The organism is Aquincola sp. J276, from assembly GCF_024700035.1.
Classification (GTDB): Bacteria; Pseudomonadota; Gammaproteobacteria; order Burkholderiales; family Burkholderiaceae_C; genus Aquincola; species Aquincola tertiaricarbonis.
Genome location: NZ_JAJONC010000001.1, coordinates 2,636,846 through 2,653,003 on the forward strand (window position 1 = coordinate 2,636,846; position 16,158 = coordinate 2,653,003).

The 16,158-nt window shown below is 70.0% G+C and carries 13 protein-coding genes and 1 pseudogene; 10 read left to right on the forward strand and 4 right to left on the reverse strand.

All coding sequences use genetic code 11. The features are described 5' to 3' along the window. Positions 1 to 38: 38 nt before the first annotated feature. A complete protein-coding gene (locus LRS14_RS12060) occupies positions 39 to 1,607 on the forward strand; it encodes a M48 family metalloprotease (protein ID WP_257799679.1) in 1,569 nt (522 codons plus the stop codon). A 27-nt stretch (positions 1,608 to 1,634) separates the two neighbouring features. Here the strand turns inward: LRS14_RS12060 and LRS14_RS12065 are convergent, their stop codons facing one another. Further along, on the reverse strand, positions 1,635 to 1,979 hold the full coding sequence (locus LRS14_RS12065; protein ID WP_257799680.1) for a phage holin family protein: 345 nt from the start codon (positions 1,977 to 1,979) through the stop codon (positions 1,635 to 1,637). A gap of 154 nt (positions 1,980 to 2,133) precedes the next feature. Here LRS14_RS12065 and LRS14_RS12070 point away from each other — a divergent pair, with 154 nt between their 5' ends. The 8 genes and pseudogenes from LRS14_RS12070 (at position 2,134) to LRS14_RS12105 (ending at position 8,808) form a co-directional block, all read left to right on the forward strand. Further along, the gene (locus LRS14_RS12070; RefSeq protein WP_257799681.1) at positions 2,134 to 2,607 is read left to right on the forward strand and encodes a hypothetical protein; all 474 of its coding nucleotides are present in this window, start codon (positions 2,134 to 2,136) and stop codon (positions 2,605 to 2,607) included. Between the two features lie 8 nt (positions 2,608 to 2,615). After that, a complete protein-coding gene (locus tag LRS14_RS12075; protein ID WP_257799682.1) occupies positions 2,616 to 2,864 on the forward strand; it encodes an energy transducer TonB in 249 nt (82 codons plus the stop codon). Further along, positions 2,864 to 3,625: a MotA/TolQ/ExbB proton channel family protein gene (locus tag LRS14_RS12080; RefSeq protein ID WP_404977550.1), complete on the forward strand. Its 762-nt coding sequence runs from the start codon at positions 2,864 to 2,866 to the stop codon at positions 3,623 to 3,625. Before LRS14_RS12075 ends, LRS14_RS12080 begins: the two co-directional genes overlap by 1 nt. 25 nt (positions 3,626 to 3,650) lie before the next feature. Further along, on the forward strand, positions 3,651 to 4,070 hold the full coding sequence (locus tag LRS14_RS12085; RefSeq protein WP_046113130.1) for a biopolymer transporter ExbD: 420 nt from the start codon (positions 3,651 to 3,653) through the stop codon (positions 4,068 to 4,070). A gap of 122 nt (positions 4,071 to 4,192) precedes the next feature. Continuing rightward, positions 4,193 to 6,412: a TonB-dependent siderophore receptor gene (locus tag LRS14_RS12090; protein WP_046113129.1), complete on the forward strand. Its 2,220-nt coding sequence runs from the start codon at positions 4,193 to 4,195 to the stop codon at positions 6,410 to 6,412. A 12-nt stretch (positions 6,413 to 6,424) separates the two neighbouring features. Next, complete coding sequence (locus LRS14_RS12095) at positions 6,425 to 7,108, forward strand: Fe2+-dependent dioxygenase (protein WP_257799683.1); 684 nt, start codon at positions 6,425 to 6,427, stop codon at positions 7,106 to 7,108. Beyond that, a pseudogene (locus tag LRS14_RS12100) lies at positions 7,105 to 8,254 on the forward strand (alpha-hydroxy acid oxidase). Before LRS14_RS12095 ends, LRS14_RS12100 begins: the two are co-directional and overlap by 4 nt. Positions 8,255 to 8,421: 167 nt before the next feature. Beyond that, positions 8,422 to 8,808 (forward strand): SWIB/MDM2 domain-containing protein, encoded by a 387-nt coding sequence (locus LRS14_RS12105; protein WP_257799684.1) that lies wholly within the window; start codon positions 8,422 to 8,424, stop codon positions 8,806 to 8,808. A gap of 82 nt (positions 8,809 to 8,890) precedes the next feature. On the opposite strand, the gene LRS14_RS12110 is transcribed toward LRS14_RS12105, so the two are convergent. Beyond that, positions 8,891 to 11,197, reverse strand: a complete 2,307-nt coding sequence (locus tag LRS14_RS12110) for an ATP-binding protein (protein ID WP_257799685.1) — start codon at positions 11,195 to 11,197, stop codon at positions 8,891 to 8,893. After that, positions 11,194 to 12,051, reverse strand: coding sequence for an amidohydrolase family protein (locus LRS14_RS12115; RefSeq protein WP_046113125.1), 858 nt, complete (start codon positions 12,049 to 12,051; stop codon positions 11,194 to 11,196). The genes LRS14_RS12110 and LRS14_RS12115 overlap by 4 nt, the downstream gene beginning before the upstream one ends. 350 nt (positions 12,052 to 12,401) lie before the next feature. On the opposite strand from LRS14_RS12115, the gene LRS14_RS12120 reads away from it, so the two are divergent. Continuing rightward, the gene (locus tag LRS14_RS12120; protein WP_257799686.1) at positions 12,402 to 13,205 is read left to right on the forward strand and encodes an MHFG family PEP-CTERM protein; all 804 of its coding nucleotides are present in this window, start codon (positions 12,402 to 12,404) and stop codon (positions 13,203 to 13,205) included. Here the strand turns inward: LRS14_RS12120 and uvrA are convergent. Further along, positions 13,195 to 16,089 (reverse strand): excinuclease ABC subunit UvrA, encoded by a 2,895-nt coding sequence (uvrA, locus tag LRS14_RS12125; protein ID WP_257799687.1) that lies wholly within the window; start codon positions 16,087 to 16,089, stop codon positions 13,195 to 13,197. The two genes, LRS14_RS12120 and uvrA, sit on opposite strands and share 11 nt — an antisense overlap. Positions 16,090 to 16,158: the final 69 nt, after the last annotated feature.

The window sequence follows — 16,158 nt, forward strand, 5'->3', positions numbered from 1 at the left end:
GAAACGTCGCAGCAAAGGGTCGGTGTCATCATAGCGACGTGAAGCTGTCCGCCCTGTCCCTCGCGCTGGCCGCAGCGCTCAGTTGCCTGCCCCTGGCCTGGTCGCCCGCCCAGGCGCAGGTAAGGCTGCCCTCGCTGGGCGATTCGGTGTCGGAAGACGTGGGTGTTGGCGCCGAGAAGAAGCTGGGCGACGAGATCATGCGGCAGGTGCGCCGCGACCCCGACTACATCGACGACCCGCTGCTGCTGGACTACGTGCAGACGGCCTGGACGCGCCTGGTGAACACCGCCCGCGCCCGCGGCGACATCGGCGCCGACACCGACGGCGTGTTCGCCTGGGAAGCCTTCCTGGTGCGCGACCGCAGCTTCAACGCCTTTGCCTTTCCCGGCGGCTACGTGGGCGTGCACCTGGGCCTCATCGCCGCCGCCGGCACGCAGGACGAACTGGCCTCGGTGCTGGGCCATGAGCTGTCCCACGTCACGCAGCGGCACATCGCGCGCAGCATCGCCAGCTCCTCGCGCCAGTCACTGGTGGGCATGGCCGCGATGATCCTCGGCGTGATGGCCGCCAGCCGCGCAAACAGCGGCGACGGCATCAATGCCGCCATCGTCGGCAGCCAGGCCGCGATGATGCAGGGCCAGCTGAACTTCTCGCGCGACATGGAACGCGAGGCCGACCGCGTCGGCTTCAACGTGATGACCGAGGCCGGCTTTTCGCCGCAGGGCATGGGCGCGATGTTCGAGAAGCTGGAGAACGCCTCCCGCCTGAACGACAGCGGCAACTATCCCTACCTGCGCAGCCACCCGCTGACCAGCGAGCGCATCGGCGAGGCACGCACCCGCGCGCAGGCCTCCGCCACCGCCGCGCCGGCCGTGCCCACGCCCGAGCACCTGGTGATGCAGGCCCGCGCGCGGGTGCTGGGCGACACCACCGTGGGTGCGCTGCGGCGTGTGCAGGCGCAGTCCGGGGAGAGCGACCGCAGCCTGCCGACGGCCGAGCGCATGGCCATGCTTTACGGCGCCGCGCTGGCATCGGCCCAGCTGCGGGAGCCACAGCGGGCCCAAGCCACGCTGGACGCCGCCCGCGCACTGGCCGGCAACGAGGCGCCGGTGCGCCGCGCCATGGCCATGCTGCAGGCGCAGATCTGGCTGGACAGCGGCGCCGCCGACCGGGCGCTGGCGGCGGTGGAAGCCATCGACGACGGCTCCCGCCCGCTGATGCTGCTGCGTGCGCAGGCGGCACTGGGCGCAGCCCGCGGCGCCGGCCTGGCCCGCACCGACGCCCTGCGGCGCAGCACCGACGTGCTGCAGACCTGGGTGGCCGACCATCCGCAGGACGCGACCGCCTGGAGCCTGCTGGCGCAGGCCAACACGCAGCAGGGCCTGCGGCTGCGCGCCGTGCGCGCGGAAGCCGAGGAACGCGCCGCGCTGGGCGACCTGAGCGGCGCCATCGACCGGCTGCGTGCCGGCCAGCGCATGGCGCGCAGCGGCCTGCCCGGCAGCACCGACTTCATTGACGCCTCGGTGATCGATGCCCGCCTGCGGCAGATCGACGCGCTGCGCCGGCAGCTCTACGCCGACGCCAACCGCCCGCCGCCGCGCGACTGAGCAGCGCGCCGCGCGACGAAGGCGCGGCTAGAAGATCCGTTCCATCGCCACGTCGATCACCATGCCGGCCAGGCTGTAGATCAGCGAGCCCACCAGCGCCGCCACGAAGCCTGTGACATAGAAGCCGTCCAGCACGCCGGCGGCCATCCAGAACACCGCGGCGTTGATGACGAACAGGAACAGCCCCAGCGTGAGCAGCGTGACGGGCAGCGTCAGCAGCACCAGCACGGGTCGCACGATGGTGTTGAGCAGGCCCAGCACCAGCGCCGCGATCATGGCCGAGCCGAAGCTCTTGACCACCACGCCTGGGTAGAGATACGCCACCAGCAACAGGGCGGCGGCCAGCAGCAACCAGCGAACGATTAGTTTCATGCGGCGCAGCATACCTGCCGCAGGCCGGCTGTCGTGTCCATCAGACAAACCCGGGCCGACATGTCAGACTCAATAAGAACCATTCTCATTCGTGTTACGATAAATTTACTTTGAGCAGCAGTCGTTCCCACCCAGCCTCATGAACTCCGCCCGATTGACCGCTCCCGCCGCGCCCGCGGCTGCGGAAGCGCCGCCATCGGTGCCCACCCGCTCGGTGCGCCCTCCCTCCAGCCGGGACGAATTGCCCGCCGCCGCGCGCACCGCCCTCACCGCCGGCATCGTCGCCGCCCATGTGGCTGCGCTGTGGGCCCTGCTGCAGGTGGATGCGGTGCGCCAGGCCGTGGCCGAGGTGGCGCCCATCGTGGTGGACATCGTGGCCCCGCCGGCCCCGGTGCCCACCCCGCCACCACCGCCTCCTCCGCCCCGACCCCGCACGCCCACGCCGCCCAAGCCGGCACCGGTGATCGCCGCCGCACCGTCGCCAGCGCCCGCGCCGGCCTACACCGTGCCGCCTCCCCGCCCGAACCGCCGGTGCAGCAGGAAGTGTTCACGCCACCCGCACCGCCGGCGCCGCCCACGCCCGCACCGGCCCCGGTGGGGCCCAAGGTGGTGCCGGCCAGCTCCCTGAAATGGCGTGTGGCGCCCAAGACCGAAGTGCCGTTGGCCTCGCGGCGCATGGGCGAGTCCGGCACCGTGGTGCTGCGCGTCGTGGTGGACACCCGCGGCATGCCCACGCAGTGGGCGGTGATCCGCTCGTCGGGCCACCCGCGGCTGGACGCCAACGCCACCTCGGCCATGGGCCAGGCGCGCTTCGAGCCCTGCACTGAAAACGGCGTGGCCGTGGTGTGCGAAAGCACGGCCTCGTTTATCTACGAACTGGAGTGATGACTTCGATGGAACCCACCAACACCCTCGGCTTCGGCCACTTCATCGCGCAGAGCGACGTGGTCGGCAAGACGCTGCTCGGCATCCTGATCGTGATGTCGGTCGTCTCGTGGGCGCTGATCGCGCTCAAGGGTTTCACCGCCCTCGTGCGCAACCGCCGCAGCACGGCCTTCCTCGACTTCTTCTGGAACGCGCGTTCGCTGGATGCGGTGCAGCACGAAATCGCCACCCACGGCGCGCGTGATCCGTTCTCGCACCTCACCGCGCATTCGATGCATGCGCAGGCCCACCATGCCAAGCACGGCGCCGCGCGCCTGGCCGAAGCCGGCAGCGCCAACGACTTCATCACGCGCACCATCAAGAAGGTGCTGGACGAGGAAACCACCCGGCTGGAAAGCGGCCTGACCACGCTGGCCACGGTGGGCGCCACCGCGCCGTTCGTCGGCCTGTTCGGCACCGTGTGGGGCGTGTATCACGCGCTGGTGGCCATCGGCATGAGCGGCTCCGGCACGCTGGACAAGGTGGCCGGCCCGGTGGGCGAGGCGTTGATCATGACCGGCATCGGCCTGGCCGTGGCCATCCCGGCAGTGATGGCCTACAACGCCTTCACCCGCAGCAACCGCGTGCTCACCGCGCGGCTGGACGCCTTCGCCTACGAGCTGCACAGCTTCCTCACGCTGGGCGAAGCCCCGGGCGCCGGTGCGCAGCAGGCCAGCAGCGCCAGCGTGCGCCCGCTGAAGCCGGCGACCTCGGCCGCCTGACCGGCCACCGCAGGAGTAACCGACCATGGCCTTCGCTTCCTTCGACGCCAAGCGCAGCAACGCGCCGGTGGCCGAGATCAACATGGTGCCGCTGATCGACGTGATGCTGGTGCTGCTGGTGATCTTCATCGTCACCGCGCCGCTGCTCACCCAGGCCGTCAAGCTCGACCTGCCCAAGGTCGATGCGCAGGACAACCAGCCCAAGCCCGAGCGCATCGAGTTCGCCATCGACGCGGCCGGCACCCGCTACTGGAACGGCGAGCCGGTCACGCGCGAAGCCGCGGCCCAGCGCTTCGTGGCCGAAGGCCAGAAGCAGCCGCAGCCCGAGATCCAGCTGCGCGCCGACCAGAACGTGGCCTACCGCAACGTCGCCGAGACGCTGGCCGATGCCTCGCGCGCCGGCCTCGGAAAGATCGGCTTCGTGAGCGAACCCGAAGCCCGCTGACGCCGCCGGCGACCTGATCCCCGGCCAGCCACCGCCCGCCGGAAGCCTTGCCGCTTGCCTTGCCGCATGCCTGGCGGCAAGCGACACACCACGACCATCAAGATCGTCTGAGAGGGACACCCATGTCTAAACGCACCTCCCGCCCGGCCATGCTGCCGCTGGGCGCCCTGGCCGCCGGCTTCGGCTTCGCCAGCCTGGCCATCGCCCAGACCGAACCGCCCAAGCAGGACGCCGAGGCCCTGCCGGCCATCCGCGCCAAGGCCGCGGCCGAGACCGCGCCCACCAGCAAGCAGAACGTGCAGGCCACGGACACCCGCATCGGCAAGGGCAAGCAGGAGCTGCGCGACGTGCCGCAGTCGATCACCGTGCTGACCGAGCGCCTGATCGACGACCGAAACCTCGACACGCTGAAGGACGCGTTGAAGAGCACCGCCGGCATCAGCTTCCAGGCGGCTGAGGGCGGCGAGGAAGACATCCGCCTGCGCGGCTTCTCGCTGCAGTCCACCGGCGACATCTTCATCGACGGCATCCGCGACCCGGCCTTCTACGAGCGCGATTCCTTCAACTGGGACCGCCTGGAGCTGCTGCGCGGCTCGGCCTCGATGCTGTTCGGCCGCGGCTCCACCGGCGGCGCGGTGAACCAGGTGAGCAAGCAGCCTTTCAGCTACGACCAGAAGGAAGTCTCGGTCACGGTGGGCTCGGGCAACTACGTGCGCGCCACCACCGACCTCAACATCAAGACCGGCGACAACGCGGCCCTGCGCATCAACGCCATGGCCAACATGGCCGACAACTGGGGCAACAAGATCGACAAGCGCGGCATCGCGCCCACCTTCCGCTGGGGTATCGGCCTGGCGGACGAGTTCAGCGTCGGCCTGTACCTGCTGGACAACGACAACGGCGTGACCTACGGCCTGCCCTGGCTGAACGGCGCCGGCAAGGACGGCGGCCCCGGCCTGGTGCCGGTGAGTCCGCGCAGCTACTACGGCATGTCCAGCGACTACGCCAAGGCGAACGTCACCATCGGCACCGCGCAGCATGTGCACCGCTTCGACAACGGCGGCGAGCTGCGCAGTGCGCTGCGCATCTCCAAGTACCAGCGCGACCAGCGCGCCAGTGCCGTGCGCTTCGCCGGCGCGAATGCACAGCCGGGCCGCGTGGCCGTCGACCGGGACAACATCAGCGACGCCACCGTGCTGACCCGCGGCACGCAGAACAAGGCGATGGACCTGGACACCGTGGCGCTGCAGAGCGACTACACCGGCAAGTTCAAGGGCTTCGGCGGCACGCACGACATCGCCGCCGGCGTGGACTTCACCGACGACAAGTTCATCGGCTATGCCTTCAGCCTGCCCCCGGGCGTGACGGTCACCAAGCCCACCACCACCATCGGCACGCCCGACAACGGCGTGGGCGTGGACGAATCGCTGCGCATCGTGAGCCAGAACCGCCGCTTCGATTCCAAGGGCATCGGCGCCTACGTGCGTGACCAGCTGCAGATCGCGCCGAACTGGAAGGTGCTGGCCGGCCTGCGCTTCGACAAGTTCGAGGGCAAGTACAACACCCTCAGCACCACCGACGCGGCGGATGGCGACCGCAGCGATTCGCTGTGGAGCCGCCGCTTCGCGGTGCTGTACCAGCCCACGCCGTTCGCCTCGTTCCACCTGCAGTACGGCACCTCGTTCAACACCTCGGGCGACACCTACCAGTACGACAACCTCTCGCGCAACACCGCGCCGGAGAAGAGCCGCAACATCGAGCTGGGCGGCAAGCTGGACTGGGCCGAAGGCAAGTACACCACCAGCTTCGCGATCTTCCACGCCACCAAGTACAACGAGCGCAACCGCGACAGCGACACCGCCAACCCGACCAACTACCTGCTGTCGGGCGAGCGCCATGCCGCCGGCCTGGACATCGACATCGCCGGCCGCATCACGCCGCAGTGGGAGGTGTTCGCGTCGTACGCCTGGATCCCCAGCGCCAAGATCGACAAGGGCGCCCCGGATGGCACCACGCTGGCCGCCGGCGAGCAGGTGGGCTCGCGCCCGGGCCTGACGCCCAAGCACAGCGGCACCGTGTGGACGACCTACCAGCTCACCCCCAACTGGCGCGTGGGCGCCGGCATCAACGCGCGCAGCGGCATGAAGCCGCTGCAGAGCACCATCGTCGCGCCGCGCTGGGTGACGGGTGACCTGATGGCCGAGTACACGATGGACAAGCTGGCGTTCAAGCTCAACGTCAGCAACTTCACCGACAAGCACTATGCCGACATGCTCTACCGCGGGCACTACATTGCCGGCAAGCCGCGCACCGTGATGCTCACCGGCACCTACACCTTCTGAGAGCCCACCGCCATGCTGTTGACCGTCCCCGACGTGCTCGATGCCGCCGAACTGCAGCACGCCCGCGCGCTGCTGGCCGGCGCACCGTGGACCGACGGGCGGTCCACCGCCGGCCCGCAGGCCGCCGCGGTGAAGAACAACGAACAGCTGCCCCACCGCTGCGAGGCGGCGGCGCAGCTGCGCACGCTGGTGCTGAAGGCGCTCGACCGGCACCCCATCGTGTTCTCCGCGGCGCTGCCGCGGCGCGTGCTGCCGCCGATGTTCAACCGCTACGGCGGCGCCACCAACACCTACGGCGCGCATGTGGACCAGGCCATCCGCTTCTCGCCCGACAACGGCGAGCGGGTGCGCACCGATCTGTCCTGCACGCTGTTCCTGAGCGAGCCCGACAGCTATGACGGCGGCGAGCTGGTAGTGCACACCGCCTTCGGCGAGCAGCACGTGAAGCTGCCAGCCGGCCACCTGGTGCTGTACCCCGGCACCAGCGTTCACCACGTGGCGCCGGTCACGCGTGGCCAGCGGCTGGCCAGCTTCTTCTGGATCGAGAGCATGGTGCGCAGTGACGAGCAGCGCCAGCTGCTGTTCGACCTCGACATGAACCTGATGCGCCTGCGCGAGCAGCACGGCGAGACCGATGCCGCCGTGGCCCTCACCGGCACGTACCACAACCTGCTGCGCATGTGGGCCGCCACATGAGCGGTACCGGCAGGCCGCGCGTGCCCGCGCTGGAGCAGGTGCCGGCCGACGTGGTGAGCCTGCCCGACTACGCGGCCCATGCCCGCGCCCGGCTCGACGAAAACGCCTGGGCCTACCTGGCCGGCGGTGCGGCCGACGAGATCACCCTGCGCGCCAACCGCGCCGCCTGGGACCACCTGGCCCTGGTGCCGCGCGTGCTGCGGCGCCTGGCCGGCGGCCACACCCGCGTGCAGCTGCTGGGCCGCACGCTGGCGCATCCGCTGCTGCTGGCGCCGGTGGCCTACCAGCGGCTGGCCCATCCCGATGGGGAGCTGGCGAGCGCGCATGCGGCGGCCGCACAGGGCGCCGGCTTCATCCTCAGCGCGCAGGCCAGCGTGCTGATGGAGGACGTGGCCCGGGCCGTGCTGTCCGATGCCGACCGTGGCCCGCTGTGGTTCCAGCTGTACATGCAGCATGACCGCGGCTTCACCCGCGAACTGGTGCAGCGTGCCGAAGCCTCGGGTTACGAGGCCATCGTGCTCACCGTCGATGCGCCCAGCCATGGCGTGCGCGACCGCGAGCGCCGCGCCGGGCTCAAGCTGCCGGCCGATGTGTCCGCGGTCAACCTGGCCGCGCTGCCCAAGGCACCGCGCACGCAGCTCACGCCTTCGCAGAGCTGGGTGTTCGATGCACTGATGCCCGATGCGCCCACCTGGGACGAGATCGACACCCTGCGCAGCCACACCAGGCTGCCGCTGCTGCTCAAGGGCGTGATGCACCCCCGAGGACGCGCGCGAAGCCGTGCGCCAGCGGGTCGATGGCCTCATCGTCTCCAACCACGGCGGCCGCACCCTGGACACCGCCGCGCCCACGGCCTGGGTGCTGCCCCGCATCGCCGATGCGGTGGGCGATGCCCTGCCGCTGCTGGTGGACGGTGGCATCCAGCGTGGCACCGACGTGCTCAAGGCCCTGGCCCTGGGTGCACGCGCGGTGCTCATCGGCCGGCCCTACATGCATGCGCTGGCCACCTGCGGCGCCATCGGCGTGGCCCATGTGCTGCGCGTGCTGCGCGACGAACTGGAGGTGGCGATGGCGCTGTGCGGATGTGCCAATCCGGCCGAGGCCACGCGCGAACTCTTCTTCGATGTGCCGTGGGGCTTGAAATAGGCCTTGTCCTAGCGCTTCTACGCGTGTTCTCCGAGGGAAAACGGCTTCTCAGCCCCTGACGCAAGCAGTACCATTCGCGCCGCAGGGTGCCCAGAGAGAAACGATGGCTCATGCGGCCCTCACCTCCACCCGGCACATCAACCAACTCTTGATGGAGCGAATTCAAAATGGCAACTGCGAAGAAGGCGCCGGCCAAGAAGGCCCCGGCGAAGAAGGCTCCGGCCAAGAAGGTCGGTGGCGCCAAGCCACCGATCAAGGCCACGGCCAAGGCCCCCGCGAAGAAGGCCGCACCGGCCGCCAAGAAGCGCACCCCGAGCGCAGCCTTCATGAAGGCGATGACCCCGAGTGAAGCACTGGCCGCCGTCATTGGCGCCACGCCGGCACCGCGCACCGAGGTCACCAAGAAGGTCTGGGACTACATCAAGAAGAACAAGCTCCAGGACGCCGAGAACAAGCGCATGATCAACGCGGACGCGAAGCTGAAGGCGATCTTCAAGAAGGATCAGGTCTCGATGTTCGAGATGACCAAGCTGATCAACGATCACCTGAAGTAAGCCGTTCGAGCAGGCGCCGCAAGGCGCCATCGAACAAGAGCCGGTGCTGATGAACTCAGCACCGGCTTTTTCTTTGGGGCCTTCAGGGCCGCGCGCGGATGGCCTGCTCCACCGTCTGGAGCATGCGGGCCACGTCGATGGGCTTGGTCCAGTAGTCGTCGAAGCCGGCCTGGCGTGCGGCGGCGATCTGCTCCGACATCGCATCGGCCGACAGCGCCACGCAGCGCAGGCCGGCGGTGCGCGCATCGCCGCGCAGCGCCGCGATGATCTGCAGCCCGTTCATGTCGGGCAGGTTCATGTCCACCAGCACCATGTCCGGCAGCAGCGTGCGCACGCGCTCCAGGCCCTCGGCGCCATTGCGCGCCACCACCAGGTGCCAGCCGCGCTGGGCGCGGAACACCTCCTGCATCAGCAGCGCGTTCAGCGGCTCGTCCTCGATGTAGACGACGCGCCAGGGCGGCTTCTCCTCCACCGGCGCGGGCAGGCCATTGCTGTCCGCGCGGGCCAGCGCCACGCTGAAGCGGCTGCCCACGCCGGCACGGCTGGTGACTGACAGCGCACCGTTCATCGACTGCACCAGCTCGCTGGCGATCACCAGGCCCAGGCCGCTGCCTTCGATGCGCTGTCGCTCCGCGCCCAGCCGGTTGAAGGGCTGGAACAGCTGGCGCTGCTCCTCCTCGGTCAGGCCGGCGCCTTCGTCCTCTATGGTGAGCACCACCTGCAGCGGCAGCGCCCGCAGCTCGAAGCGCACCTGACCGCCCGGCCGGTTGTACTTGATGGCGTTGGACAGCAGGTTCACCAGCACCTGCTGCAGCCCGCGCGGATCGGCCTGCACCCACACCGGGCCCGCCGGCAGGTCGGCCGGCAGCTGCGCCGAATGCACCGACAGCAGCGGCCGCACCATGCCCACCGCCGCTTCCAGCGAACGCACCAGGTCGATGGCCTGCACCTGCAGGCCGAACTCGCCGCGCTCCAGCCGCGTGAGGTCGAGCACGTCGTTCACCAGCGCCAGCAGGTGGCGGCCGGCCTGCTCCACGCCTTCCAGCCGGCGGCGCTGGGCCGCGCCCAGGGGCTGCTCGCGGTCCAGCCCCATGAGCTGCGCGAAGCCGAGGATGCCGTTGAGCGGCGTGCGCAGCTCATGGCTCACGCGGGACAGCAGCTCGCTCTTGGCACGGTTGGCGCGCTCGGCCTCTTCCTTGGCGCGCTGCAGCTGCACCGCCTCCTGCTGCGCCGTCACGTCACGGCAGGTGCCCACGATGGTCAACGGCCGGCCATCGGCATCCATCTGCGCGCGGGCGAACACCTCCAGCCAGCGCAGGCCGCCATCCGGCAGCCGGAAGCGGTAGCGCGCCTCCATGCGCTCGCCGTCATGCTGCGCACGCTGCAGCGCGGCACGCGCCAGCTCGCGGTCGTCCTCATGGATGCGCGCCAGCCACTCGTCCACCCGCATCGGCGGATGCGGCCAGGCCAGGCCGTGGTTGATGCACGCCATGCGGTCCAGCAGCAGCGACTGGTCGCGGCAGTCGATCTGCGCCAGGCCGGTGGCGGTGGCCTCGGCGGCCAGCAGCCACCGCTCCTCCGACGCGCGCAGCGCCAGCTCCACTCGACGGCGTTCGCTGATGTCGGAGACGAAGCCATGCCACAGCCAGCCGCCTTCGGGCGGCTGCTCGGGCATCGCGCGGCTTTCCAGCCAGCGTTCCTCGCCATCGGCCTGCAGCACCCGGAACTGCACATGCCACGGCGCCTGGGCCTGGCGGGTACGCAGGTAAGCCTCGTGCAGCGCCGGCAGCTCGGCCGGATGCAGCCGCAGCGGACCATGCAGCAGCTGCGTGTGCAGGCCGAACAGGCGGCCGGCATCCAGCAGGTCGTCAGGGAAGTGGCCGGCATCCGCCTGCACCTCGCGGTACTGGTACAGCGCGCCGGGCAGCAGCGCGGTCATCTTGCGCAGCTGCTCGTCGCGCTCGCGCTCGCTGCGCGCCAGGGCCACGCGCACGCTGACGTCGCGGGCGGTGCCGCGCCAGCCCGCATGCAGGCCCAGCGCATTGAACAGCGGCACCGCCGAGCGCGACACCATCACGCGGCCGCGGCTGGTGCGCACCTCGGTCAACGCGCCGCTGAAGGCCACCGGCCGTGCCAGCCAGTGGTACAGCCGCTCGTCGCCCAGGGGCTCGCCATGGCTGTCCAGCAGCGGTCCGTCAGCCAGCGCCTGGCCGATCAGGCTGCCGCCGTCGACCCCACCCAGCGCATCGGTGGAGCCCGCCATCCAGGTGTAGCGCCAGGCGGTGTCGCACTCCCAGAGCACGTCGCCCGAAGCGCGGGCGAAGTCGGCCAGGCGCTCGGCGTCCAGCATGGACGGCGCTGCGGCAGCGGGGGGCAGGCTGGCGCTCACCGCGGCTCCGCAAGGCCGAACCAGCCGGCGGCATTGGCCCAGCCGATGCGGCGGGCCACATCGGGCGGCAGGTCGCCCAGCCATTCGCGGGCATCGCGCATCAGCGTCTCGTAGGCGCTCCAGCGGGGCGTCACCCAGGTGTCGGAGCCGATGGCGAAGCGGCCGGGGTACTCCATGAGCAGCGCCTTCCACTCGGCGCTGAGGCGTCCGCCTTCGGTCAGGCCAGGCCGGTAGGACAGCTCGCCCATCAGCTGCGGATAACGGTCGAGCAAGGCCTTGACACGCGGCACCGGCGCGCCGCCGATGCCGGTATGGGCCCACACCAGCCGGGCGCCGGGGGCATGGGCCATCAGCCGGTCCACCGCGTCGTCGTCCACATGGGCCAGCACCAGCAGCCCGCGCTGCTCGGCCAGCTGCATCAGGCGCCGGGCGACGGGGCCGTCCGCGTTGGTGCTGTCGTACAGGTGGAATTCGCCGATGCCGCGGTACGGGCCGGCCGGGGTGCCGCGCGCCAGTTCGTCGAGCACCATGCGGTAGATGCTGTCGTCGGCGAACCAGCCGGTGTAATCGGCGCGGTTGCGGTACAGCCGCACGAAGGGCACCACGGTGACGCCGGCTGCGCCCGCCTCATCGCGTGCGGCGGCCAGCGAGCGGGTTCCTTCATTCGGGCGGCTGTTGGCCACCGCCGCCCGCACGCCACTGCGTTGCAGGCGGGCGAACACATCGGCGGTCGGGTGAGCGTCGAAGGCCTCCACGTTGTAGTGAAGGTGCATGTCGAACAGCGGGCCGTCATACGGTGCGGCCCAGGCGGCGCTGGCGACAAGGCTGGTGAGCAAGGCCCCCAGGTAATTCATCGGGGATCTCGGGGTACTGCGGTGGTGTTCAGAGGCGGTTTGACGCCACCCCAAAGGGGGAAGTGTCGAGTGCGCATTAGATGACTTTTTGCACGACCGTCACACCGGCGTGAAAAAGTGCACAGGTGGACAGACCAGGTCTGGCACGAGCCGTGCCAACAAAAAGACTGTTCGCGCTTGACGTCTGCATTTCGCGACATAAGCACGCTGTAGTTTTCCAACGGCCGCTGACAATGTGCGTCGGTCGTAAAGTTAGCAGTCACTAGGCGTCCGCTGGCCCCTTTCCCCACCGTCCAATGAAACAACCGTTGATCGTCTGGTCCCTCTGCCTGTCCCTGGTGACAGGTTGGATGCCAGCCCACGCCGCACCCGTCAAGAGCAGCGTCAAGACAGCCACCGGCAACAAGACGGTGAACAACTGCTCCTGGGACAGCCCCGGTCACAACCCGTACATGGGCGACATCCCTGCCGCGGTGGACCGCTACACCGACATTCCGCCCGACGTGCGCGCCCGCCTCAAGCAGCGCATGACGGAGCGCAAGTACGACGAGATGGTCACCATCCGCCGGGACAGCATCGTCGGCAAGGACCTGTACAGGGCCGAGATCAGCGACATGCACTTCGGCAGTGGCAGCGTGTGCAATACCGTCACCCGCAACAAGTGGGCGGCGGACGCGCAGGAGCGCGGCCTGGTGTACTGCGAGAGCGGCCATTGCATCCTGGTGCCCACGGTGTGCCGCAACGTCAGCCGCATCACCCGTGCGGGCGGCGCCACCGCAGCCGGCCCGGGCGAGCTGGACTTCGAGCCGCCGGGCGCAGGCCAGACCGCGCTGGCGCCCCCGCCGGAAAGCTTCGAGAACCTGCCGCCCACCGGCGCCGGCACCGGCGACACGCCGGCCATCGGCCTGGCGGCACTGCCCAGCGCCCCCAGCACGATCTCCGGCCCGATCATCGGCCCGTCGTTCGGTGCGCCGCCGCTGGGCGGCCCCATCTCGATTCCCACCGCGCCGCTGCTGCCCTCGGGCAGCCTGCCGTCCATCCCTGCCGTGCCGCCGCCGGTGCCCGAACCCGGCACCTGGGCGCTGATGGCGGGCGGCATCGCGCTGCTGGCGCTGCTGCGCAAGCGCCGCCTGGCCGCGCTGCCTATTCGCTGAGCAGGGGCGCGAGGAAGCGCCCGGTGTGGCTGCCCGCATGGGCGGCCACCGTCTCCGGCGTGCCGGCCACCACCAGCGTGCCGCCGCCGGCCCCGCCTTCGGGGCCCATGTCGATCACCCAGTCCGCCGTCTTGATGACGTCGAGGTTGTGCTCGATCACCACGATGGTGTTGCCCGCATCCCTGAGTTGGTGCAGCACCTGCAGCAGCAGCCGGATGTCGTGGAAGTGCAGCCCGGTGGTGGGCTCGTCCAGGATGTAGAGCGTGCGGCCGGTGTCGCGCTTGCTCAGTTCCAGCGCCAGCTTCACCCGCTGCGCCTCGCCGCCCGACAGCGTGGTGGCGCTCTGCCCCAGCTTGATGTAACCCAGGCCCACGTCGAGCAGCGTCTGCAGCTTGCGCGCGATGTTGGGCACGGCGCTGAAGAACGGCGTGGCGTCCTCCACCGTCATGTCCAGCACCTGGGTGATGTTCTTGCCCTTGTAGAGCACCTCCAGCGTCTCGCGGTTGTAGCGCGCGCCGTGGCACACGTCGCAGGGCACGTAGACGTCGGGCAGGAAGTGCATCTCCACCTTCAGCACGCCGTCGCCCTGGCAGGCCTCGCAGCGGCCGCCGGCCACGTTGAAGCTGAAGCGGCCCGGGCCGTAGCCGCGCTCGCGGGCGGCCGGCACTTCCGCGAACATCTCGCGGATCGGCGTGAACAGGCCGGTGTAGGTGGCCGGGTTGCTGCGCGGTGTCCGGCCGATCGGGCTCTGGTCGACGTTGATCACCTTGTCGAACGCGTCCAGCCCTTCGATCTCGCCGTGCGGCGCCGGCTCGGCGTGGCTGCCGTAGAGCTTGCGCGCCACCGCCAGGTACAGCGTGTCGTTGACCAGCGTGCTCTTGCCGGAGCCCGACACGCCGGTCACGCAGGTGAGCAGGCCCACCGGGATCTCGACCGTCACGCCCTTCAGGTTGTTGCCGCGCGCATCGACGATGCGCATCTGCGGCCGGCCGACGGGGCTGAGCGGCGGCGCCGGCCGCTCGATGCGCAGCACCCGGCCCAGGTACTGGCCGGTGAGCGAATCGGGATTCGCCGCCACCTCGGCCGGCGTGCCCTGCGCGATGATGCGGCCGCCGTGCACGCCGGCGCCGGGGCCCATGTCCACCACGTAGTCGGCGGCGCGGATCATGTCCTCGTCATGCTCTACCACCAGCACGCTGTTGCCCAGGTCGCGCAGGTGCTGCAGCGTGCCGATGAGGCGCTCGTTGTCGCGCTGGTGCAGGCCGATGCTGGGCTCGTCCAGAACGTACATCACGCCGGACAGGCCGCTGCCAATCTGGCTGGCCAGCCGGATGCGCTGCGCCTCGCCGCCCGACAGCGTGTCGGCGCTGCGGTCCAGGCTGAGGTAGTTCAGGCCCACGTCGTTGAGGAAGCGCAGCCGCGCGCGGATTTCGCGCACCACCTTGTCGGCGATGTCGGCCTTGGCGCCGATCAGGTGCAGGCCGTCGAAATAGGCCTGGCAATCGGCCAGCGTGGCGTGCTCCACCTCGAAGATGGCGCGGCCCTTCTCGCCGTCGGCGCCTTGCAGCAGCACGTGGCGCGCCTCGCGCCGCAGCCGCGCGCCGCCGCACTCGGGGCAGGCGCGGGCGTGCTGGTAGCGGGCCAGGTCTTCGCGCACCGCGACCGAGTCGGTCTCGCGCATGCGGCGCTCCAGGTTGGGCAGGATGCCTTCGAAGGGGTGCGAGCGCTTGACGGTGCGTGAGCGGCCGCCGGGCCTGGTCGCCTCGGCGGTGTAGCTGAAGCTGATCTCGTCGCCGCCCGAGCCGTAGAGCAGCACGCGCTGGTGCTCGGGGCTCAGCAATTCGAACGGCTCGTCGATGTCGAAGCCGTAGTGCTTGGCCACGCTCTCCAGCAGGGAGAAGGTGTAGGCATTGCGGCGGTCCCAGCCCTTGATCGCGCCGCTGGCCAGGCTGAGCGAGGGGAAGGCGACGACACGTTCGGGGTCGAACACCGTCACCTGCCCCAGGCCGTCGCAGCCCGGGCAGGCGCCCACCGGCGAGTTGAAGCTGAACAGCCGCGGCTCCAGTTCCGGCAGCGAGTAGCTGCACACCGGGCAGGCGAACTTGCTGCTGAACAGGTGCTGGCGGTCGCTGTCCATCTCCAGCGCCAGCGCGCGGCCGTCGGCGATGCGCAGCGAGGCCTCGAAACTCTCCGCCAGCCGCTGGCGCAGGCCGCTGGCCACCGCATCGGCGCGGATCTTCACGCGGTCGATCACCACGTCGATGTCGTGCTTCTCGGCCTTCTTCAGCTTGGGCAGCTCGGCGGCTTCCACCACCTGGCCATCGACGCGGAAGCGCACGTAACCCTGGGCCTGCATGTCGGCGAACAGCTCGACGAACTCGCCCTTGCGGTCGCGTGCCACCGGCGCCAGCACCATCAGCCTGGTGTCCTCGGGCAATGCCAGCACCGCGTCCACCATCTGGCTGACCGGCGTGGCCACCAGCGGCAGGTGGTGCTCGGGGCAGAACGGCGTGCCGGCGCGGGCATACAGCAGGCGCAGGTAGTCGTGGATCTCGGTCACCGTGCCGACGGTGGAGCGCGGATTGTGCGAGGTGGCCTTCTGCTCGATGCTGATGGCGGGCGACAGGCCCTCGATCACGTCGACGTCGGGCTTGTCCATCAGCTGCAGGAACTGCCGTGCATAGGCCGACAGGCTTTCCACGTAGCGGCGCTGACCCTCGGCGTACAGCGTGTCGAACGCCAGGCTGGACTTGCCCGAGCCCGACAACCCCGTGATGACGACCAGCGCATGCTTGGGCAGGTCGAGATCGATGTTCTTGAGGTTGTGCGTGCGGGCCCCGCGAACACGGATGGCGGGGGTTTCGGCAGCTTTAGGAGGGGGCAAGGCAGCAGTCATCGAGAGCGCGAGGCAACCGGGCATGATAGTTCGCGGGACGTTTGCGCGCAGGGCAAC

Bases quoted from the DNA above. Each gene is read 5' to 3' on its own strand.
- LRS14_RS12065 (WP_257799680.1), bottom strand. From the start codon at position 1,979: ATGAAACTAATCGTTCGCTGGTTGCTGCTGGCCGCCGCCCTGTTGCTG.
- LRS14_RS12080 (WP_404977550.1), top strand. From the start codon at position 2,864: ATGACTTCGATGGAACCCACCAACACCCTCGGCTTCGGCCACTTCATC.
- LRS14_RS12085 (WP_046113130.1), top strand. From the start codon at position 3,651: ATGGCCTTCGCTTCCTTCGACGCCAAGCGCAGCAACGCGCCGGTGGCC.
- LRS14_RS12090 (WP_046113129.1), top strand. From the start codon at position 4,193: ATGTCTAAACGCACCTCCCGCCCGGCCATGCTGCCGCTGGGCGCCCTG.
- LRS14_RS12095 (WP_257799683.1), top strand. From the start codon at position 6,425: ATGCTGTTGACCGTCCCCGACGTGCTCGATGCCGCCGAACTGCAGCAC.
- LRS14_RS12105 (WP_257799684.1), top strand. From the start codon at position 8,422: ATGGCAACTGCGAAGAAGGCGCCGGCCAAGAAGGCCCCGGCGAAGAAG.
- LRS14_RS12115 (WP_046113125.1), bottom strand. From the start codon at position 12,051: ATGAATTACCTGGGGGCCTTGCTCACCAGCCTTGTCGCCAGCGCCGCC.
- LRS14_RS12120 (WP_257799686.1), top strand. From the start codon at position 12,402: ATGCCAGCCCACGCCGCACCCGTCAAGAGCAGCGTCAAGACAGCCACC.